General features: G+C 31.3%; 22 protein-coding genes. 7 read left to right on the forward strand and 15 right to left on the reverse strand.

All coding sequences use genetic code 11. The annotated features are described in order from the left end of the window. Positions 1-63: 63 nt before the first annotated feature. Positions 64-810: a hypothetical protein gene (locus ACH2CG_RS04150; RefSeq protein WP_395062488.1), complete on the forward strand. Its 747-nt coding sequence runs from the start codon at positions 64-66 to the stop codon at positions 808-810. Here ACH2CG_RS04150 and ACH2CG_RS04155 read toward each other — a convergent pair. From ACH2CG_RS04155 to ACH2CG_RS04180, 6 genes are all read right to left on the reverse strand, one after another. After that, the gene (locus ACH2CG_RS04155; RefSeq protein ID WP_395062490.1) at positions 790-1,245 is read right to left on the reverse strand and encodes a cell division protein; all 456 of its coding nucleotides are present in this window, start codon (positions 1,243-1,245) and stop codon (positions 790-792) included. The two genes, ACH2CG_RS04150 and ACH2CG_RS04155, sit on opposite strands and share 21 nt — an antisense overlap. Continuing rightward, the gene (locus tag ACH2CG_RS04160) at positions 1,242-2,153 is read right to left on the reverse strand and encodes a TIGR01777 family oxidoreductase (protein WP_395062492.1); all 912 of its coding nucleotides are present in this window, start codon (positions 2,151-2,153) and stop codon (positions 1,242-1,244) included. Before ACH2CG_RS04160 ends, ACH2CG_RS04155 begins: the two co-directional genes overlap by 4 nt. Further along, positions 2,153-2,977, reverse strand: a complete 825-nt coding sequence (locus ACH2CG_RS04165; protein WP_395062494.1) for a DCC1-like thiol-disulfide oxidoreductase family protein — start codon at positions 2,975-2,977, stop codon at positions 2,153-2,155. Before ACH2CG_RS04165 ends, ACH2CG_RS04160 begins: the two co-directional genes overlap by 1 nt. Further along, a complete protein-coding gene (locus ACH2CG_RS04170; RefSeq protein WP_395062496.1) occupies positions 2,974-3,684 on the reverse strand; it encodes a YqjF family protein in 711 nt (236 codons plus the stop codon). Before ACH2CG_RS04170 ends, ACH2CG_RS04165 begins: the two co-directional genes overlap by 4 nt. Beyond that, positions 3,681-4,016 (reverse strand): hypothetical protein, encoded by a 336-nt coding sequence (locus ACH2CG_RS04175; RefSeq protein WP_395062498.1) that lies wholly within the window; start codon positions 4,014-4,016, stop codon positions 3,681-3,683. Before ACH2CG_RS04175 ends, ACH2CG_RS04170 begins: the two co-directional genes overlap by 4 nt. Before the next feature lie 137 nt (positions 4,017-4,153). Further along, positions 4,154-4,657: a GbsR/MarR family transcriptional regulator gene (locus ACH2CG_RS04180; RefSeq protein ID WP_395062499.1), complete on the reverse strand. Its 504-nt coding sequence runs from the start codon at positions 4,655-4,657 to the stop codon at positions 4,154-4,156. Positions 4,658-4,889: 232 nt separating this feature from the next. Here ACH2CG_RS04180 and ACH2CG_RS04185 point away from each other — a divergent pair, with 232 nt between their 5' ends. Then, on the forward strand, positions 4,890-6,005 hold the full coding sequence (locus ACH2CG_RS04185) for an ATP-binding protein (protein ID WP_395062501.1): 1,116 nt from the start codon (positions 4,890-4,892) through the stop codon (positions 6,003-6,005). A gap of 29 nt (positions 6,006-6,034) precedes the next feature. Here ACH2CG_RS04185 and ACH2CG_RS04190 read toward each other — a convergent pair whose 3' ends face one another. The 9 genes from ACH2CG_RS04190 to ACH2CG_RS04230 form a co-directional block, all read right to left on the reverse strand. Further along, on the reverse strand, positions 6,035-6,694 hold the full coding sequence (locus ACH2CG_RS04190; protein WP_395062503.1) for a vancomycin high temperature exclusion protein: 660 nt from the start codon (positions 6,692-6,694) through the stop codon (positions 6,035-6,037). Positions 6,695-6,734: 40 nt separating this feature from the next. After that, positions 6,735-7,523, reverse strand: coding sequence for a KilA-N domain-containing protein (locus ACH2CG_RS04195; RefSeq protein WP_395062531.1), 789 nt, complete (start codon positions 7,521-7,523; stop codon positions 6,735-6,737). A 67-nt stretch (positions 7,524-7,590) separates the two neighbouring features. Further along, positions 7,591-9,618, reverse strand: a complete 2,028-nt coding sequence (locus ACH2CG_RS04200; RefSeq protein ID WP_395062505.1) for a M3 family metallopeptidase — start codon at positions 9,616-9,618, stop codon at positions 7,591-7,593. Between the two features lie 30 nt (positions 9,619-9,648). Next, positions 9,649-9,936: a type II toxin-antitoxin system RelE/ParE family toxin gene (locus ACH2CG_RS04205; protein WP_395062507.1), complete on the reverse strand. Its 288-nt coding sequence runs from the start codon at positions 9,934-9,936 to the stop codon at positions 9,649-9,651. Then, positions 9,936-10,163: a hypothetical protein gene (locus ACH2CG_RS04210; protein WP_395062509.1), complete on the reverse strand. Its 228-nt coding sequence runs from the start codon at positions 10,161-10,163 to the stop codon at positions 9,936-9,938. The genes ACH2CG_RS04205 and ACH2CG_RS04210 overlap by 1 nt, the downstream gene beginning before the upstream one ends. A gap of 23 nt (positions 10,164-10,186) precedes the next feature. Further along, positions 10,187-10,672, reverse strand: a complete 486-nt coding sequence (purE, locus tag ACH2CG_RS04215; RefSeq protein ID WP_395062511.1) for a 5-(carboxyamino)imidazole ribonucleotide mutase — start codon at positions 10,670-10,672, stop codon at positions 10,187-10,189. 335 nt (positions 10,673-11,007) lie between these two features. Next, positions 11,008-11,781, reverse strand: coding sequence for a TlpA family protein disulfide reductase (locus ACH2CG_RS04220; RefSeq protein WP_395062513.1), 774 nt, complete (start codon positions 11,779-11,781; stop codon positions 11,008-11,010). A 16-nt stretch (positions 11,782-11,797) separates the two neighbouring features. Further along, positions 11,798-12,952 (reverse strand): 5-(carboxyamino)imidazole ribonucleotide synthase, encoded by a 1,155-nt coding sequence (locus ACH2CG_RS04225; protein WP_395062515.1) that lies wholly within the window; start codon positions 12,950-12,952, stop codon positions 11,798-11,800. 54 nt (positions 12,953-13,006) lie between these two features. Next, positions 13,007-13,537, reverse strand: coding sequence for a hypothetical protein (locus tag ACH2CG_RS04230; RefSeq protein ID WP_395062517.1), 531 nt, complete (start codon positions 13,535-13,537; stop codon positions 13,007-13,009). Positions 13,538-13,633: 96 nt separating this feature from the next. Here ACH2CG_RS04230 and hpt point away from each other — a divergent pair, with 96 nt between their 5' ends. The 5 genes from hpt to ACH2CG_RS04255 all read left to right on the forward strand — a co-directional run bounded on the left by hpt (position 13,634) and on the right by ACH2CG_RS04255 (position 19,801). Beyond that, positions 13,634-14,164 (forward strand): hypoxanthine phosphoribosyltransferase, encoded by a 531-nt coding sequence (gene hpt / locus ACH2CG_RS04235; RefSeq protein WP_395062519.1) that lies wholly within the window; start codon positions 13,634-13,636, stop codon positions 14,162-14,164. A gap of 95 nt (positions 14,165-14,259) precedes the next feature. Then, entirely contained in the window at positions 14,260-14,832 is a 573-nt protein-coding gene (locus tag ACH2CG_RS04240) for an adenylate kinase (RefSeq protein ID WP_395062521.1), read from the forward strand. 120 nt (positions 14,833-14,952) lie between these two features. Further along, positions 14,953-16,227 carry a hemolysin family protein gene (locus ACH2CG_RS04245; protein WP_395062523.1) on the forward strand — a complete coding sequence of 425 codons (1,275 nt, stop codon included), beginning with the start codon at positions 14,953-14,955 and terminating at the stop codon, positions 16,225-16,227. A 142-nt stretch (positions 16,228-16,369) separates the two neighbouring features. Further along, entirely contained in the window at positions 16,370-17,404 is a 1,035-nt protein-coding gene (obgE, locus tag ACH2CG_RS04250; RefSeq protein ID WP_395062525.1) for a GTPase ObgE, read from the forward strand. A 246-nt stretch (positions 17,405-17,650) separates the two neighbouring features. After that, a complete protein-coding gene (locus ACH2CG_RS04255; RefSeq protein ID WP_395062527.1) occupies positions 17,651-19,801 on the forward strand; it encodes a S46 family peptidase in 2,151 nt (716 codons plus the stop codon). Positions 19,802-19,932 lie beyond the last annotated feature (131 nt).

The following is a 19,932-nucleotide window of genomic DNA, read 5'->3' on the forward strand; positions in this document are numbered from 1 at the left end:
TATATAAACAGTAGTATTCACGTAGCTTTTTCGTGTTTTGCCTTAGTCAAATTAACGCAATTTATGTTTAGCATTACGTGTGATGATTCGGTTTCAAATTTTGCTTTTTTCGGAACAATTGTCGGCTATAATTTTGTAAAATATGATACTTTGGCAAGACTTAAAAAACGTCAGATGCGAAACGAATTAAAGTTGATTGCACTTTTAAGTTTTTTGTCGTTTTTAGCCACAGGATTTTACTTTTTTCAGTTGCAAAAAAACACCCAATTTATTGGATTTATTTTCTTAATCTTAACTTTATTATACACCTTGCCTTTTTTTCCAAACAGAAGAAATGCTCGAAATTGGGCTGGAATTAAAATTTACATCGTAGCTTTATGTTGGGTTGGAGTTACTGTAGTTTTACCAATTATTGATGCAGAAATTGCCATAACATCTAATTTTTATTTGAAATGTTTGCAGCGATTTCTACTGATTTTTGTTCTGATTTTAATTTTTGAAATCATTGATCTAAAAACTGATGATCCACATTTGCAAACCGTTCCGCAAAAAATAGGAGTGAAGCAGACCAAGATTTTAGGAATTATTTTATTGTGTATTTTTTGTGTTTTAGAGATTTTCAATATCAATTTCAATCAAAATAGCAATTTTCAAATTTTTCCAGTCAAATTGATTTTTGCAATTGTAATTGCCATTGTAATTTCAATTTTTTTACTTCTTTCAAACGAGAGAAAATCCAAATATTACACTTCGTTTTGGGTAGAAAGTATTCCAGTTTTTTGGTGGATTTTAGTTTTGATTTTCAGCTAATTCTTTCAAAACTTTATTTCTTTGGATAATAAAATTGGTCAGGTGTTTTTTAAGAATGATTTTGTCAAATAATTGCCCGAAAATTCCAAACGGCGTTTCATAATTTAGGTTGTCAATCATAACCGTTTTTCCGTCCTTTTCTACAAATGAATGTTCGTGTTTAAACGATTTGAATTTTCCTTCTTCCATTTCATCTACAAAATAATCGTAGAAATCCATTGCTGTCATTCGGCTTTTGTGCGTTAGATAAAATCCAAAATGTTTGCCACGCCAAGTTACAGTTTCATTGTAATTTATCAATCCAGTTGTAATTCCATCAATCGCTTTTTCATTGGTTTTGCTAGCCGAATTTTGATGTACATCTATGTTTCTTGATAAGTCAAAAACGATTTTTTTTGGTGCGTTTATTTTGGTTGTTAGGTTAATTTTTGTCATTGCTTTACTAAATTTTTAAATGCTTTTTCTAAGGTTTCATATTCAAATGTAAATCCATTTTCTTGTAACCTTTTCGGAATTACATTTCGGCTTTTTAATACCAATTCTGTTTCTGTTCTTATGAAATAGGAGCCAATTTCGAGTAAAAATTTACTTGTAGAAATTCCAAACGGAATTCCGATTGTTGCTCTAAGTGTTTTCATGAAGTCATTATTTGAAACAGGTTTTGGAGAAACAATATTAACAACTTCTGTTAGTTGTTTTTCTATTACAAATTCAATTGCTCGTGCAAAATCTTTTTCGTGAATCCAACTTATAAATTGATTTCCTTTTCCTTGTTTTCCGCCAAGGCCAAGTTTTGCAAGCATTTTTATCGGAATAAAAGCGCCACCATTTTTTCCTAAAACTATTGAAGTTCGTAAAGCAGTTTTCAATGTTTGCGGAGTTTCAGTTTCAAAAAAGGCTTTCTCCCAACTTTTTGCAATATTCATTGAGAAATCATCGCCAATTTCGCCATCAATTTCATCCATTTGCTTGTCTAATGAAAATCTATAAATTGTAGAAGTTGATGAATTCAGCCAATTTTTTGGTGGATTTTTACAATTTAAAACAGCTTCGTTTAAGATTTTTGTGCTGTCAATTCTAGAATCGTAAATTTCTTTTTTATTTGCCACGGTATATCTACAATCAACAGATTTTCCTGCAAGATTTATTAAAACGGATGCATTTTCTAATTCATTTTCCCAACCTGAAAGTGTTTTTGCATCCCAATTCACATATTTTATGGAATCACTAATTTTAGATTTTCCACGAGTTAGAATTACGATTTCATCAAATTTATCTTCAAAATGTGTTACTAAAACTTGACCTAAAAATCCTGTTCCTGCTGCAATTATTAGCTTTTTCATTAGTTTAAATTTAAGATGATTATCAAAGCAATCATTCGATAAATTACCCAAGTTATTGACAAGTAAAAAGGTAATTCTAATAGTTTGATTCTTCTTGAATGTTCTATCAACATTGTTAAAACTGTAATTCCTAACCAACCTAAAGTTATCAATTGTGGAACATTAAAAAACACATTCAAAATCAATATCGGAATTAATAATAACGAACCCATTAGTGAAACCGTCATTAAGTTTCCAATGTAATTTAAAATTATTTTCTTTTCAAATTTCATCAGAAATAAACCTTGAAAAATTATTTGACCTAAAGCAAGAAATACTTCTCTGAGAATAGTTGATTTTGGTAAAATACTTATAGAATCTGAAAATTTATATAAGACTAATGTTGTTATTGTTGCTGCAAACAAAATGTACAAAATTCGATACTTAATATTAAAATCAGGAACACATTGCAGTTTGATTTCTTTCTTTATTTTGCTCGGGATAATTACTTTTCGATTGTAAGAAATGAATGAATATAATTTTTTTAAAAAGAACTTTATTGGCTTTAAATTTCCTATTTTCTCCATCCACGGAAAGGAAAATCCGACAACTTTTAGCAAACTGTCAATGCCATAAATTACAGTTTTATTTTCGTTATCGACTAATGCTATTTCGTTTGAAGCACGTTTTACATCAATAAAATTTTGCTCTTCATCAGATAATTGGCAATAAGGTTTCTTTCCATTTTCGTCCAACATTCCTGCTTTTATAAATCCAGAAGTATACACGCGACAAAGCGGACAATCTTCGTCATATAATAAGGTTTGATTTTCTAGCGTTTTCATTGTATAGTTTTTTTGCCTTCAATTGTGATTTTTGAACCCAATGCTAGAAATGCCGAAGTTGGTTTTAAATCTTGTAAAAATTTGAAATCTTTACCGTAAATGTTTTCAAAATCAACGTCAACTTTATAGTCTATTACTTCCAATTGTTTCCATCTTGGATGCGTAACTTCGTATTCTATAGTTTTACTTTCGTTAAATTTTGTGTAACCAAAATAATGTTCGGTTATGAATTCAGCTTCAGAATTTAGTTCAATTGGAATTGGATTTTTATTACTTTTCATTGAAATGGAATTCCATTTATTGTCTTTTTTCCAATCGTATTGAAAAGATTTTGAATTTTCGTTTTCAGTTCTAGAATGTCGCATTTTCAACGTCTGATAATGTTCTTTGTATAATGTATTGGCAACAATTGTAATAGCATGTTTTGGAACAATTTCTTTCACAAACACAACGCCTCGTTTCCAAATCCCATCTTCATAACTTTTTACATAAAAACGCAAATTAACTTCTTCAAAATTTACATGAAACGGAATTTTAAGTCCTAAAACTTTCACGTTTTCAAACATAAATCCGATTAAACTTATGTAACATTTGCCGTTCCATAAATCTAGTTCAGTGCCTTTTGGAACATAATTTTCTAAAATTTCTGGATTAATTTCGTAGTTTATTAATGCTAAGTCGTTCCATTCTGCGGTTAGGAAACTCATAATGTTTGTTTTTTGTAAATTAATATTGAAAGATAAATTGCTAATATTGGCGGAAATCCAATTAAAATATAGGAAATTATATCGTTATAACCATTTATTGAATTTATATACCAAGCTAAAAAGAAGAGGAATACTATAATTGCATAAAGTCTAATATGGTTGTTTTTGGGTTCGTCCATTAGCATTTTTATTCCTATTATGATATGTATTATTCCGGTCATTATTGTTGATAATAGTGCCCAAAAGAAAAAATCGTTATCTATCAACCCAATAATTCCTAATAGTATTGGTGTTCCAATTGCAAATGAGTTTATGTATTTTAGAGCTTTCATAATTACTATATTATTAAACTTTCAGAAAAAAATGAAAGTTTTAATTAAATTTTTTTACTAATTAATTCGTTCTTTGTTATTGTTTTTTAATGGTCTCATTGAATAGTTTTTTAAATTATTTTTTAAAGGAGAAAAAACTATTTCATTATTTTTAAAACCAATTTTCCCAACCAATTGTCTTTAAATTCGGTTGCTTTTTCTAACATATTATCGGCTTTTAAAACAAAATCATACAACTTTGTAGTTTGATTAATGAAGTGATTCGCTTCATCAGAATTATTGCCATCAATAGACGAAACTTCTTTTAATACTTTCAAGGCTGGTTTAATTTCGCGTTTGCTACGTTCTCTTGCAATTTTTACCGCTAATTCATCCAAATCTTTTTCGGCTGTAAAAAATTCACGTCGTTCGCCAGCTTTGTATTCTTTGTACACAATTCCCCAATCCATCAAGGCACGTAAATTCATAGAAGCATTTCCTCTCGAAATTTGTAATTCTTCCATAATATCTTCCATCGAAATGGCATCGTTGGAAACCATTAACAAAGCATGAATTTGCGCCATAGTTTTGTTAATTCCCCATTGGCTTCCCAATGCACCCCAAGTTTGAACGAATTTATTTTTTGCTTCTTTGAATTCCATAACGCAAAGATATATAATGTTTTGAACTTTCAATAATAAATGAAAGTTTATTTTATTTTGATTTAATTTAGTGTAAAAATAGCAATATTGGTGAATACAATCACTAAAAATTATATGAAATTGGTGAATACAATCACCGATAAATATATAAAGTTGGTGAATACAATCACTAAATTATATATAATATTGGTGAATAGAAAATATTTTTATATCTTTGAAAAAAATTAGTGTTATGATAGTTAGAGATTTAGCGTCAAATGTAATAGCAAAACTTCATAAAGGTAAAGTTATTGTGCTTATCGGTCCGAGGCAAGTAGGAAAAACTACCTTGATAAATTCTATTTTGAACAAAAGTGACTATTTGTTTTTGGATGGTGATGATAATACTGTGGCAGAAACGTTGTCGAATGCTAATACTGAGAACCTTAAAAGTATCATTGGAAATTATAAATATGTTTTTATTGACGAAGTGCAACGCATTCCAAATATTGGTTTGAAGTTGAAAATTATGGTCGATCAAATCAAAGATGTTCAAGTACTAGTTTCGGGTTCATCGGCTTTTGATATTAATAATGAAACGCAAGAACCATTAACAGGTCGGAAATTTGAGTTTCAAATGTATCCAGTTTCTTGGAACGAATTTGAGAAAAATGTTGGTTATATGAAAGCCCAACAACAACTCGAATTGCGATTACTTTACGGAATGTATCCGGATGTAATTAATAATTTTGGAAACGAATATGAAATTCTTAAAAACTTAGTTTCGAGTTATTTATATAAAGATATTTTGGCTTTGGCAGGAATTAGAAAATCGAATGTTTTAGAAAAAATTTTGCAAGCTTTGGCGTTGCAAGTTGGGAGTGAAGTAAGTTATAATGAAATTGCACAACTAGTTGGTGTTGATAAAAATACGGTAAACAATTACATTGATTTGTTAGAAAAAAGTTTTGTGATTTTTAGGTTAAATAGTTTTTCTAAAAATATTCGGAACGAAATTAAAGCCAATAAAAAAATCTATTTTTATGACAATGGCGTTCGTAATATGGTTATTGGAAATTTCAATACACTGAATTTACGTCAAGATAAAGGTGCATTATGGGAAAATTTTCTGGTTTCAGAACGTATGAAATTGTTGTCGTATTCTCAAAGTGTTGCAAAACCTTATTTTTGGAGAACTACAACCCAGCAAGAAATTGATTATGTAGAAACCAATGCTGATGCTGTAAGTGCGTTTGAATTCAAATGGGCGAATGCTAAAAAAGTAAAATTGCCTAAATCGTTTCAAGATGCTTATAAACCTATTTTTTTGGTTTTGGATAAAGATAATTTTAGGGAGTTTTTGAAGTAGATAAACCGAAGCGAATTTACTTCGGTTTTTTATCTTTTATCGTCTTTTGAATAATTTGAAACACCGTTAATATTAATTTCTGTACCAGAAAAATGAGGTTTTCTATTTCTAGCAACATCAATTACAGATTTGAATATTGAAAAGTATTCTCTGAAACATACATAATTGTAGTTTCTATATTCACCAACATTTGCAGAAAATCCTTCGGATTTAATTCCAAGTTTATTTCCAATATAGATTGCTCTGTTCAAATGATACTCTTGAGTTACTAAAATAGCTTTGTCTATTTTAAAAATATTTTTTGCTCTATACATTGTCGAATAAGTGTCGAATCCTGCATAATCAATGTATATTTTAGTTGTATCAACTCCGTTTTCAAAGCAGTATTTTTTCATAACTGTTAGTTCGTCATGCTCGTCATTTCCATTATCACCAGAAAGTAAAATTTTATTTATTTTCTTTGAATTGTATAATAAAATTCCTTCATCAAGTCTGTCGCGAAGGTATTTACTAGGTTTGTCTCCAATAATTCCTGCTCCAAATATAATTCCAACATTATTTTTTGGAACATCATTTTCAGAGTGATAGATTAGTGCATCAGTTTCTGATTTTACATAAAAGTTCACAGAAAAAAGCACCATCAATCCAATAATTGAAATGTAAATAAGTTTTTTGAAATGTTTTTTCAACTTGATGTTTTTCTATAATTTATTTTTCTAACTTTTCAACCTACTTACTATTCATTAACGCTTTCATTTGAGTAATTGCAATAGTATTAAGTTGTAATAATCGTTCTGGTTGCGATTGTCCTTGATGAATAAAAACCGAATTCAAACTTTCTAGATTTGACAAAACTACTAATTGCTCAATAGTTGCCATATCTCGAATATTTCCATCTGTATTTGGATTTTCATCGCGCCATTGTTTAGCAGTAATTCCAAATAATGCAACATTTAGCAAATCAGCTTCGTTAGCATAAATAAAATTTATTTTAGATTTGTCAAGTGATTCTGGAATTAAATTTGCTTTTATTGCATCGGTATGAATATGATAATTTACTTTGGCTAAAGTGCGTTGAAAATTCCAATCTAATTCCAATCGGTCGTTTTCATCCTCTTTTAGACGTTGGAATTCTTTGATTACGTATAACTTAAATTCAATCGAAATCCAAGATGCAAATTCTAAAGCAATATCTTTGTGAGCGAAAGTTCCGCCATATCGTCCAGATTTTGATATTAAACCTATTGCGTCTGTATTTTCAATCCATTTTTTTGGCGTCATAACAAAACTATTTAATCCAGCTTGCTTTTTAAACCCCTCGAATTCGAGGGGTTTAAAATTTGAATTATAAATTGTTTCCCAAAACCCTAAAAGTTCTATGGTATTTCGGTTTCTCATCCAGTTTTGAATAATGGTGTCGGTATGTTCAGAATCTTTATGGCGAGCAATATCTGTTAAAGATATATAGTCGTTATTATTTTCTTGATAAAGGACAATATCAATTCCTTGAACATTTATTTTTTATTTTTCGCCATAAAATTTTAAAATTAAGCCTAATCATGGCATTTTCGCCACAATTTAAAATTTAAACCAATCCAGCCCTTTTCAACAAAGCATCAGCCTTTGGTTCTTGACCTCTAAACTTTTTATACAATTCCATTGGCAATTCGGTTCCGCCTCTTGAAAGTACATTGTCTTTAAATTTTGTAGCAACTTCTTTATTAAAAATTCCTTTTTCTTGGAAATATGCAAACGCATCCGCATCAAGAACTTCTGCCCATTTGTAACTGTAATATCCAGAGGAATATCCGCCAGCAAATATGTGTGAAAACGAAACACTCATACAGTTTTCTTCAACGTCTGGATATAAAGCTGTTCCTTCAAATGCTGTTTTTTCAAATGCTTTTATATTAGTAATTTCAGTTGGATTGTTGCTATGAAAAGCCATGTCTAACAATCCGAAACTCAATTGACGCAACGTTGCCATTCCTTCTTGAAAACTCGCACTTTCTTTGATTTTATTCACATATTCTTGCGGAATTATTTCTCCAGTTTCGTAATGTTTTGCAAACAAAGCCAACGCTTCTGGTTCGTAACACCAGTTTTCCATAACCTGACTTGGCAATTCTACAAAATCCCAATAAACCGATGTTCCAGACAAACTTGGATAAACGGTGTTGGCTAACATTCCATGTAATCCGTGTCCGAATTCGTGAAACAAAGTCGTAACTTCATTAAAAGTTAGTAATGAAGGTTTGGTTTCGGTTGGTTTGGTGAAATTACAAACGTTTGAGATATGTGGCCGTTCGTTTTTTCCATCCTTAATACATTGCGATTTGAAACTCGTCATCCAAGCGCCATTTCGTTTTCCTTTTCTTGGAAAAAAATCGGCGTAAAAAATGGCAATCAATTCGTTAAATTCATCTTTAACTTCGTAAGTGGTAACTTCTTCGTGGTATTCATCGATGTCGAAAACTTCTGTAAATGTTAATCCGTATAATTTTCCAGCAATGGTGAAAGCGCCATTTAAAACGTTTTCTAATTTAAAATAGGGTTTTAATTTCTCGTCATCCAAATTGAATAATTTTTGTTTCAATTTTTCTGAATAAAAAGAGCCGTCCCATTTTTCGAGTTGCTCAATTCCGTCTAATTCTTTGGCGAAAGTTGATAATTGAGAAAATTCTCTTTCGGCTGCAGGTTTGGCTTTTACCAATAAATCATTCAAAAACGATTTAACTTTGTCTGGATTTTGCGCCATTCGTTCTTCTAAAACAAAGTGTGAATGGGTTTCGTATCCTAATAAATTAGCACGGTCAAAACGTAATTTTGCAATTTTTAGCGTAATTTCCTGATTGTCAAATTCGTTATTTTGGAATGCTTTTTTTCCGGCTGCGATGGCAATTTCTTTTCGCAATTCACGATTTTCTGCATAAGTTACAAATGGTAAATAACTTGGATGATCTAATGTAAAAATCCAACCTTCCAATTCTTTTGATTGTGCTAATGCTTTTGCGGCTTCAATTGTTCCTTCTGGCAAACCTTTTAAATCAGCTTCGTTAGTAATATGAAGTTGATAATTGTTGGTTTCTGCTAAAACATTTTCGCTGAAAGTCAGTTTTAGTTTTGCCAATTCGGTATCGATTTCACGAAGCTTTGACTTTTTTTCATCTGATAAAAGTGCTCCGTTTCTAGAAAAACTCTTGAATTTTTTATCCAATAAAGTGGCTTGTTCTGGAGTAAGATTTAAAGCGTCTTTTTGTTCGTAAACCGATTTTATTCTTTTAAATAAATCTTCGTTTAAAGTTATATCATTGCTGAATTCAGTCAATAATGGCGTAACTTCTTGAGCAATTTTCTGCATTTCATCAGAAGTTTCTGCCGAATTCAAGTTGAAGAAAATAGACGATAATCTATCCAAAGCATTTCCTGAAAAGTCTAATGCTTCGATGGTGTTTTCGAAAGTTGGAGTTTCCGAATTGTTGATTATGGTGTCAATTTCTGCTTTTGCAGCGGCTATATTTTCTATAAAAGCTGGTTTGTAATCTTCCATTTTGATTTGTGAAAATGGTGCAGTATCGTATTTGGTATTGAATTTTTGAGTTAGTATTTTCATTGCTCGCAAAGGCGCAAAGGCGCAAAGTTTTTATAGTTTAAAATTTTCTAAATCTTGATAGGTATTCCAAAAACGAAGTAATTCTATGGTATTGGAATTTATTTTGTAATAAAGTGATATTTGTTTTGTAATAACTACTTTATTTACATTTTTATAGTTTGAAGAAATAAAGTTAATATTGTTTTTGTCTAAAAGTCTAATGGTATAATCTACTTCATCAATGAAATTAACAACATCTTGAAAAGTCCATTCTGCTTCTAAATAATCGATATTTTGCCAGTAATCTTTTTTGGCTTGTGGCGACCAAATGATATCCATTATTTGAAATACTTTGAATATCGACTTCTAGTTTCCTCCATAACCATATTGTTAGCAATTCCTTCATTGTTTTCTAATGAGTAAAGTGCTTCATCAATAGCTATTTTTTGATTTTGAGTCAAAACTGATTTCGATTGAATCAAATTAATTATCTCTTCAATCAACTTTGGGTTTTCAATATCCAAAATAACTTTTGTCAATTCAATTTTAGAAGTTTGAATATTCATTGTTTTCTTTTTATCAAAGATAATTATTTTTTTAATTCAGATGCTGCTTTATTTACCGCTTCTCTCAAACTTTCCTTGTAAGAAATAATTTTATCTAAAACCTTTTTATCTGATGAACCGATGATTTGAGCCGCCAGAATTCCAGCATTTTTTGCCCCATTTAAAGCGACAGTTGCCACTGGAACTCCGCCAGGCATTTGGAGAATTGACAAAACCGAATCCCAACCATCGATAGAATTGCTCGATTTTACTGGAACGCCAATGATTGGCAACGGCGACATAGAAGCGACCATTCCGGGTAAATGTGCCGCACCACCAGCACCAGCAATTATGACAGAAATGCCGCGATTGTGTGCGTTTTTACTGAAATCAAATAATTTTTCTGGTGTTCTGTGAGCTGAAACGATATCCACTTCGGTTTCAATTTCGAATGATTTTAGGATGTCGATGGCTTCCTGCATTACTGGCATGTCGGAAATGCTTCCCATTATTATGGCTACTTTGCTCATTTTGATTTGATGTAGTTTAAGAGTTTAAATTTGTTTAAAATTAATACTAATAATAGACAAACTATATAATTTAAAATAAAATTTTTTAAGTTGGTTCCGTGTAATAAATCTTGTCCGTTACAATTATCTCTAATTTCAAATTGATAATAAAAATTAAAAGGAAACCCAACTTTTAAATTTGGCATAGTTCCATTAATTGAATTGAAAATCAAAGAAAATAAAAAGGACAAAAATGAAACAATACAAAATGTAATTATTGAATAAAAACTAATATTTAATATTTTTTTTATCATATTTAAAATCAAGGAATCATTTAAAAGTAATGCTTCTTTTTTTTAATCTTTAGTCAGTTTTTTTAAGATTTTATCTATTTCTTTAATTCCATTACCACCAAAAAGTTCATTCACGTATACTACTTTTCCATTACTATCAATGACAAGGTTTGTTGGGAAAAATTGAATTCCAAATTGATTGATTGTTTTTCTGTCATTCGGGATAACGGTGAAATCTAATTTTATTTTTTTTAAAAAGTCATCAACTAAGTTTTTTTTATCATAAGTTATTGCAAAAAAAACGATAGGGTTTTCTTTATACTTTTCTTTTAAATCATTTAAATCAGGCATTTCTTTGATGCACGGTGCACATTTAGTAAACCAAAAGTTTAGCACAATTATTTTCCCACTTAAACTTTCTAATGAGAATTTGTTTCCATTTATATCAGTTAAGTCTAGATTTTCAATATGTCTTCCTTTTAATTGCTTTCTATTTTCAGTATCCTTTTTTTGTTTGTCTTGAAATTCATCATTAATGGTTTTGTACTCTTCTTTGGAAAGATATTTAATTACAGTAATAGACTTATTATTAATGGAATCACCAAAATAAATTGGTTTGTAAGGGTTCTTCAAATAGTTTTTACTTATGGAATCCATTTTTACCAAAGGGATTATTGAACCGTTTTCATTGAAAATTTTATTTTCTGCCTTCTTTTGAACAAAATCTAGATATTTATATTTGTCGATTGCCAAAAATTCTTTAGACACAAATTGATATTCTTGTCCATAACTGACAAGACAAAATAAGACTGTAAATAAAAAGATATATTTTTTCATTTCTAATTTGTAAAAACTAAACACTAATCACTCTAATACTATTCTTAACTTCTTCAGCAATATTTCGTGCAATTTCCATGTCTTCATTAACGATGGTAACATGTCCCATTTTTCTAAACGGACGCGTTTCTTTTTTGCCATAAATGTGTGGTGTTACTCCGCCAATTGCCATTATTTTTTCGATGTTTTCGTAAACTACTTGTCCCGAAAAACCTTCTTCTCCAACCAAATTTACCATAATTCCGGCAACTTTGCTGTCACAATTTCCTAAAGGTAGATTTAAAATGGCGCGTAAATGATTTTCAAATTGCGATGTGTAACTTGCTTCAATGGTGTGATGTCCAGAATTGTGTGGTCTTGGTGCGACTTCGTTTACCAATATTTCATCGGTAACTGTTTGAAACATTTCTACTGCCAACAAACCAACATGATTGAATGTTGACGAAACTTTTAAAGCTACTTCTTGCGCTTTTTTGGCAACTTTTTCATCAATTCTTGCTGGACAAATTACATATTCTACCTGATTGGCTTCGGGATGAAATTCCATTTCTACCACAGGATAGGTTTTTATTTCGCCAGAAACATTTCTAACAACAATTACTGCAAGTTCGTTTTTAAACGGAATAATTTCTTCGGCAATGCATTCTACATCTGGAAGATTTTCAATATCTGTTGCTGAACGAACGATTTTTACACCGTTTCCATCATATCCAAATTCGGTACATTTCCATACAAATGGTAACGGAAGTTTGGTTTCTATGAATTCAATAAGTAATTCTTTTTTGCTTGCAAATTTTTTGAAATTCGCTGTTGGAATTCCGTTTGCTTCATAAAACTCTTTCTGAATTCCTTTATTCTGAATTAGTTTTAAGGTTTTTGGAGATGGATATACTTTTACGCCTTCATTTTCTAATTTTTCCAGCGCATCAAGATTTACCAATTCGATTTCGAAAGTTAAAACATCTACTTGTTTCCCGAAGTTGTAAACAGTTTCAAAATCCATTAAACTTCCTTGAAAAAATTTATTGCAAGCAATTTTGCTCGGTGCTTCATCACTTGGATCAAGAACGTAAGTTTGAATATCGAATTTTCGGGTTTCTGAAAGAAGCATTTTGCCCAATTGTCCGCCGCCGAGAATTCCTAACTTAAAATCGGAAGAGAAATAATTCATTGTATAGTTGTAGTTGTTTGCGCAAAGATAGTAATTTCAACTTCAAAAATCATCTCAAATTTTTCTCAAAACTTCTCTCGCCGCAGCTTTATATCCAGCAGATTGTGTTGCAAAATCTTTTTCAATGATGTTTTTTAATTCTTCTTTAAGCCATTCATATTTAGCTGTGTAAAACGATAAAGTGTACATGTTATAAACTTTTGGCGCCACTTTTGCAGCACCAATTAATCCGTCTAAACAATATTCAATAATTTTTTCATTTTGGTTTTCTGTTGTAGAAATAATTTTTGAAGTAGCAATAAAATAGGCAACCCTGGACATTCCTCTAATGGCAGATTCGTGTTTGTGTTTGGAGAAACTCTCTATTAAATCAGTTAAAAATGGTTGTAAAAGTAATGTGTCAGTTTCGGCAATCATTTCAACAATCCAAACTGCCTTATGATTGTTTTTATCTGAAATATTTATTGCCATTTGAACTAAATCTACAAGTAAATTCGGATTATCGAGAACTAATTCTTTCAAATTATTTCTGCAATCAGTACTGGCATTGCTTTTGGCTATTTGATTGTAAAAATCCGCATTCATTTGGTAAATATATCAAATTTGCAAAAAAGTATAAATACTTGCAACGTAATAGTTTTTACTTCTTTAAATTTGCACCTTATTCCTAAACCGAAAAAAATGATACACCTTCACGATAAAACTTTTGAGCCTTTTATTTCTTTTGATGAAATAGATTTTGCAATTAAAAATATGGCAAAACAGATGGACGACGATTTCTTTGATGAAGTTCCGGTGTTTATAGGAGTTTTAAATGGATCCTTTATGGTTTTGGCCGATTTAATGAAACAATATCGTGGCATGTGTGAGGTGAGTTTTGTAAAAATGGCTTCGTATGAAGGAACGCAATCTACAAATGAGGTAAAACAACTAATTGGAATCAACGAAAACCTTGAAGGAAGAACAGTTATAATTGTTGAAGATATTGTTGATACAGGAAATACAATTGAAGAATTAAGAGCAATATTTAAAGAAAAAGGTGTGAAGCATTTAAAAATCGCAACCTTATTTTTTAAACCAGAAGCGTACAAAAAAGACATAAAAATTGACTACATAGGAATTAGAATTCCAAATAAATTTATCGTTGGATATGGTTTAGACTATGATGGATTAGGAAGAAATTTACCAGACGTATATCAATTAGCACAATAATAATTAACGATTGAAGATTAAAGAATTTTGATTTTAGAAGTTTAAAAAAAGAATCAAAAATCAGCAATTAGCAATCAAAAATCAAATAAATTTTTATGATCAACATCGTTCTTTTCGGAAAACCTGGCGCAGGTAAAGGCACACAAGCTGAATTTTTAAAAGAAAAATACAATTTAACACATCTTTCTACCGGAGATATTTTTAGATTTAATATTAAAAATGACACTGAACTAGGCAGACTTGCTAAAACCTACATGGACAAAGGCGATTTGGTTCCAGACGAAGTTACCATTCAAATGTTGCAAAGTGAAGTGGATAAAAATCCACATTCAGCAGGATTTTTATTTGACGGTTTCCCAAGAACATTGGCTCAGGCTGAAGCTTTGGATCTCTTTTTAGAATCAAAAAATCAAAGCATTACGGCAACTGTTGCGCTTGAAGCGGACGATAATATCCTAGTAGCTAGACTTCTTGAAAGAGGAAAAACATCAGGAAGACCCGACGATCAGGACGAAGAAAAAATCAGAAACCGTTATGACGAATACAACCAAAAAACCGCGCCATTAATGAACTACTATGTAGAGCAAGGTAAATTTCATGCTATAAATGGCATTGGAACAATTCTAGAAGTTAACGAAAGATTGAACGACGTTTTCGATAAATTATAGTCTGTAAATTTGCCTCGAATATATATTTCGGGCATTCAATTTTTTTTCAGATATTTGCAAACAGAAAAGGAGCTATTTCCGATAAGATGGATTTATGCTCTTTTTTTGTAATTTTAAGCTATGGAAATTTTAATAATTCTTTTTTTAATAATTCTTAACGGTGTATTTTCAATGTCGGAAATTGCATTGATTTCTGCCCGAAAAAGCCGATTGGAAACTGCCGCAAAAAAAGGACAGAAGAACGCAAAAGTGGCTTTAGATTTGGTTAATTCTCCAAACAAATTGTTGTCTACAGTTCAAATTGGCATTACTTTAATCAGTATTCTAACTGGTATTTATTCTGGTGATAAAATTACAACCAACGTTCAATTATTTGTTGAAGGATTCACGGCTTTAAAACCCTACGCACATTCCATTGCAGTTGGAATTGTAGTGGTAATCTTAACATTTTTCTCGTTGGTTCTAGGAGAATTATTACCAAAAAGAATTGGGTTAAATTATCCAGAATCGATTGCAAAATCAGTAGCGATTCCGATGAGAATAGTGTCTCAAGTTACTGCGCCATTTATATGGTTACTAACTATTTCGACTGATTTTTTACTTAAAATATTAAATATAAAACCAACTGCCGACGGTAAAGTTACCGAAGACGAAATTAAAGCCATTATAAAAGAAGGAACAGAAGTTGGAGAAGTTCAAGAAATTGAACAAGATATAGTAGAACGTGTTTTTCATATTGGTGACCGAAAAGTAAACTCGTTAATGACACACAGAAGTTCTATGATTTACCTTTCTGTAAATGATTCTGTAGAAGAATTGAAAGTTAAAGTTCTTGAAGAATTGCACTCTGTTTATCCCGTTTGTGAAGAAAATCTTGACGATGTAATAGGCGTTGTCCTCTTAAAAGATTTGTTCGCCAATTTCGAAAAAGGAAATTTCAATTTAAAGTCAATTGCCAAAGATCCTGTGTATTTTATTGAACATACATCTGCCTACAAAGCGCTAGAAAACTTTAAAAAATCTAAAGTCCATTATGCATTTGTTACCGATGAATATGGAGTTTTTCAAGGAATTATTACATTAAATGATATTTTAGAAGCACTTGTTGGCGACGCTTCCGATTTTGACGATAATGAGTTTACACTTTTAGCAAATGAAGATGGAACATGGCTTGTTGATGGACAATATTCGCTTCACGATTTCCTTACATATTTTGATATGGACGAACTCACAACCGATTATGAGGTCACAACTGTAAGTGGTTTTTTCATTACCGAATTGGGAAATATTCCAAAACAAGGCGAAAAATTAATCTGGAACAAACTTGAATTCGAAGCCCAGAAAATGGATGGAGTTGTAATAGAAAAGATTTTAATAAAAACATATAAAGAATAAAAAGCTTTCAGTGATAGGTTTTCAGTACATCTGATTACTAGAAATTTTCATTGATAAATAAATTGTTATACGTTTTAGTTGTAAGTTTTAGATAATCTAAATAACTGAAAACTAAATACTAATGACTGAACACTAAATAAAAATGACAGAAGGAAATTTTGTAGACTACGTAAAAATATATGTTACTTCCGGAAAAGGAGGTAAAGGTTCTACGCACTTACACCGCGAGAAATTTATAGAAAAAGGTGGTCCCGATGGTGGTGATGGTGGACGTGGTGGTAATGTCTACATGAGAGGAAACAAAAGTCTTTGGACACTTTTTCATTTAAAATTTGTAAAACACATGCGTGGTGGCCATGGTGGCGATGGCGGAAGTTCGCGAAGCACAGGTCACGATGGTGAAGATAAAATTGTAGAAGTGCCGTTGGGAACTGTTGTAAAAGATATTGAAACAGGAGAAATTCTTTTCGAAATTACCGAACATGGCGAACAAAGAATTATAGCTCAAGGAGGAAAAGGTGGATTAGGAAACTGGCATTTTAGAAGCTCAACCAATCAAACGCCGCGATATTCACAACCCGGAATGCCATCTACAGAAATAGATGTCATATTGGAACTGAAAGTTCTAGCAGACGTTGGCTTGGTAGGTTTTCCAAATGCTGGAAAATCAACTTTGCTTTCTGTGTTGACTTCGGCAAAACCAAAAATCGCTGATTACGCCTTTACAACTCTAAAACCTAACTTAGGAATTGTTGCTTATCGCGAATTTCAATCATTTGTAATTGCAGATATTCCAGGGATTATTGAAGGTGCAGCAGAAGGAAAAGGATTAGGACATTATTTTTTGCGTCATATCGAAAGAAACTCAACGTTGCTGTTTCTAGTTCCTGCAGATGCAAAAGACATCAAAAAAGAATATGAGATTTTGCTAGATGAATTACGTCGTTACAATCCAGAAATGTTAGACAAAGATCGATTGATTGTCATCTCGAAATGTGATATGCTAGACGATGAACTTAAAAAAGAATTAAAACAACAATTGGATGTTGAATTTAAAGGAACACCTTATTTATTTATTTCATCAGTAGCTCAACAAGGCCTAACAGAGTTAAAAGACAAACTTTGGGATATGCTTAATGTTGATGATGAGAAGCCAGATAACAGCCATGGTTTGTAGAAAAATATAAACAAAATTGAAGCCTCGAAGTATTCGGGGCTTTTTTATTTTGTAAAAATTCTTGATTTCCTAAAATAAAGTTAAAATTAAATAAAACGATGTAGTTTTAAAGTCATAATTTTATTAAATCCTCAAAAATTAGTACTTTCGCAAGACTAAAATTTTATAATATTCAATTTAAAGAGAAAAATCTTCTTTTAAATGGACTATTAGCTAACAAACAATTAACCTTTATATTTTTTTAAAATGAAAAAAATTATTTTATCCTTAATTGCTGCAATTATGCTTATCCCAATGAGTGTAAAAGCCGATGAAGGAATGTGGTTTTTAATGTTCATCGAACGTTTGAATCACCGCGACATGGAAAAAATGGGCTTGCAATTGACAGCCGAAGAAATTTACAGCATCAATCACCACAGTTTAAAAGATGCTATTGTTCAATTTAATGGAGGTTGTACTGCCGAAATTATTTCTAAAGATGGATTGGTTTTAACTAATCACCATTGTGGATATGATGGTATTGCAGAGCTTTCTACTCCAGAAAACAATTTATTAAAAAATGGATTTTGGGCAAAAAGCAAAGCTGATGAAAGAAAACCTTCAAGTTTATATGTTCGTTTCTTTGTTCGTATGGACGATTGTTCAAAACGTATTTTGGCAGTTGTAAATCCTTCAATGAACGAAGCAGATAGAGAAAAGGCTATCAATGCCGAAATCGCAAAAATCGAAAAAGAAAATAACGAAGGCGGAAAATATACTGTTTCTGTTCGTCCTTTCTTTCAAGGAAATGAGTACTACTATTTTGTATATCAAGATTATAAAGACGTTCGGTTGGTTGGAGTTCCACCAGAAAGTTTAGGAAAATTTGGTGGTGATACTGACAACTGGGAATGGCCACGTCAAACTGCCGATTTCTCAATGTTTAGAGTTTATGCCGACAAAGACGGAAATCCTGCAGACTATTCTACAAGCAATGTTCCGTTACAACCAAAACATTATTTGCCTGTAAATCTTGGTGGAGTAAAAGAAGGAGATTTTGCAATGATTCTTGGTTATCCAGGAAGAACCAACCGTTGGATGCCAGCTGGAGGAATTGATCAAAATGTGAAATTCGCTTATCCTGCATGGGTTGAAGGAGCAAAAACTGGTATGGATAACATGAAGAAGTATATGGAAATGAGCGATGCGCTTCGTTTGGTTTACGCTTCTAAATTTGCTTCAACGGCTAATTATTGGAAAAACCGTCAAGGAATGATTGATGCGCTTTCAAAATTTGGAACTGCCAAATCTAAAGCGGCTCAAGAAACTAAATTTAATGCTTGGGCTAACAAACCAGCTAACAAAGCTAAATACGGAAATGTAATTTCTAATATCAATAAGTATTATGGTTTAACAAATGAAAAAGCGCGTCACGATAATTACTTACAGCAATTATTTAGAACAACAGCATTTGGAACAATTGGTAGAACTTTAGGAAAACAATTAGATACCTATGTAAAAGCAGATGCTAACAAACGTAAAGAATTAGCTCCTAAAATCACTGAAATGGCCGAAGGTATCTTCACAGATTTATACCTTCCAGCAGAAAAAGATTTATTGGCAGCACAACTAAAACTGTATGCTACAAAATCTACAGGATATGCAATTGCGCCTTTAGTTAAAAAAATTGGTGATGAAAACAACAACGATTTTACTAATTATGCAAGTGCAGCAATCGATTTAAGCGTTTTAACTTCTTTAGATAAAGTAAAAGCATTTTTACAATTACCAAGTCAAGGAATTTTAGACAATGATCCATTGTATTTGATTTCTAATGATATGTTATCACATTTCAATTCTAAATCAGATGAAATTACTAAAGCTCAAAACGATTATGGCGCATCATTCCGTTTGCTAGTTGAAGGTTTAAGAGAATCAAAAATTGGAACAATTAAATATCCAGATGCTAACTCAACGCTTCGTTTAACATATGGAAAAGTACGTTCGTTGCCAGCAGACAAGCGCAATGATGCTACAATTAACAACTACACAACATTGGCTAGCCAAGTTAAAAAATACAAAAAAGGCGACGAAGAATTTGATTTACCAGTTCGAGTTCTAGAAATGGAAAAAGATAAAAACTATGGTCGTTATGCAGACAAAGACGGTTCACTTCACGTAAATTTCCTTACAGATAATGACATTACAGGAGGAAATTCAGGTTCACCAGTTCTTAACGGAAAAGGAGAATTAATCGGTATTGCTTTCGACGGAAACATTGAAGCTATGGCAGGTGACGTAATCTTTGATAAAAAGTTACAACGTACAATCAATGTTGATATTCGTTACGTGTTATGGGTGATTGAGAATTTCTCTAACGCTAAACATATTGTAGACGAAATGACATTGGTTAAATAGAAGCACTAAGTAAATAATTTTTTATAAACTCCGAATTTAGACTGCACCCAAAAGTTTAGACAAATTTATAATTAATTTTGATAATAATGAGCTCGATATTGTATTGGGCTCATTTTGTTTAAATTCGACTT

It is taken from the genome of Flavobacterium sp. (genome assembly GCF_043778725.1).
In the GTDB taxonomy this organism is placed as follows: Bacteria; Bacteroidota; Bacteroidia; order Flavobacteriales; family Flavobacteriaceae; genus Flavobacterium.

Bases quoted from the DNA above. Each gene is read 5' to 3' on its own strand.
- ACH2CG_RS04150 (WP_395062488.1), top strand. From the start codon at position 64: ATGTTTAGCATTACGTGTGATGATTCGGTTTCAAATTTTGCTTTTTTC.
- ACH2CG_RS04155 (WP_395062490.1), bottom strand. From the start codon at position 1,245: ATGACAAAAATTAACCTAACAACCAAAATAAACGCACCAAAAAAAATC.
- ACH2CG_RS04160 (WP_395062492.1), bottom strand. From the start codon at position 2,153: ATGAAAAAGCTAATAATTGCAGCAGGAACAGGATTTTTAGGTCAAGTT.
- ACH2CG_RS04165 (WP_395062494.1), bottom strand. From the start codon at position 2,977: ATGAAAACGCTAGAAAATCAAACCTTATTATATGACGAAGATTGTCCG.
- ACH2CG_RS04170 (WP_395062496.1), bottom strand. From the start codon at position 3,684: ATGAGTTTCCTAACCGCAGAATGGAACGACTTAGCATTAATAAACTAC.
- ACH2CG_RS04175 (WP_395062498.1), bottom strand. From the start codon at position 4,016: ATGAAAGCTCTAAAATACATAAACTCATTTGCAATTGGAACACCAATA.
- ACH2CG_RS04180 (WP_395062499.1), bottom strand. From the start codon at position 4,657: ATGGAATTCAAAGAAGCAAAAAATAAATTCGTTCAAACTTGGGGTGCA.
- ACH2CG_RS04185 (WP_395062501.1), top strand. From the start codon at position 4,890: ATGATAGTTAGAGATTTAGCGTCAAATGTAATAGCAAAACTTCATAAA.
- ACH2CG_RS04200 (WP_395062505.1), bottom strand. From the start codon at position 9,618: ATGAAAATACTAACTCAAAAATTCAATACCAAATACGATACTGCACCA.
- ACH2CG_RS04205 (WP_395062507.1), bottom strand. From the start codon at position 9,936: ATGGATATCATTTGGTCGCCACAAGCCAAAAAAGATTACTGGCAAAAT.
- ACH2CG_RS04210 (WP_395062509.1), bottom strand. From the start codon at position 10,163: ATGAATATTCAAACTTCTAAAATTGAATTGACAAAAGTTATTTTGGAT.
- purE (WP_395062511.1), bottom strand. From the start codon at position 10,672: ATGAGCAAAGTAGCCATAATAATGGGAAGCATTTCCGACATGCCAGTA.
- ACH2CG_RS04220 (WP_395062513.1), bottom strand. From the start codon at position 11,781: ATGAAAAAATATATCTTTTTATTTACAGTCTTATTTTGTCTTGTCAGT.
- ACH2CG_RS04225 (WP_395062515.1), bottom strand. From the start codon at position 12,952: ATGAATTATTTCTCTTCCGATTTTAAGTTAGGAATTCTCGGCGGCGGA.
- ACH2CG_RS04230 (WP_395062517.1), bottom strand. From the start codon at position 13,537: ATGAATGCGGATTTTTACAATCAAATAGCCAAAAGCAATGCCAGTACT.
- hpt (WP_395062519.1), top strand. From the start codon at position 13,634: ATGATACACCTTCACGATAAAACTTTTGAGCCTTTTATTTCTTTTGAT.
- ACH2CG_RS04240 (WP_395062521.1), top strand. From the start codon at position 14,260: ATGATCAACATCGTTCTTTTCGGAAAACCTGGCGCAGGTAAAGGCACA.
- ACH2CG_RS04245 (WP_395062523.1), top strand. From the start codon at position 14,953: ATGGAAATTTTAATAATTCTTTTTTTAATAATTCTTAACGGTGTATTT.
- obgE (WP_395062525.1), top strand. From the start codon at position 16,370: ATGACAGAAGGAAATTTTGTAGACTACGTAAAAATATATGTTACTTCC.
- ACH2CG_RS04255 (WP_395062527.1), top strand. From the start codon at position 17,651: ATGAAAAAAATTATTTTATCCTTAATTGCTGCAATTATGCTTATCCCA.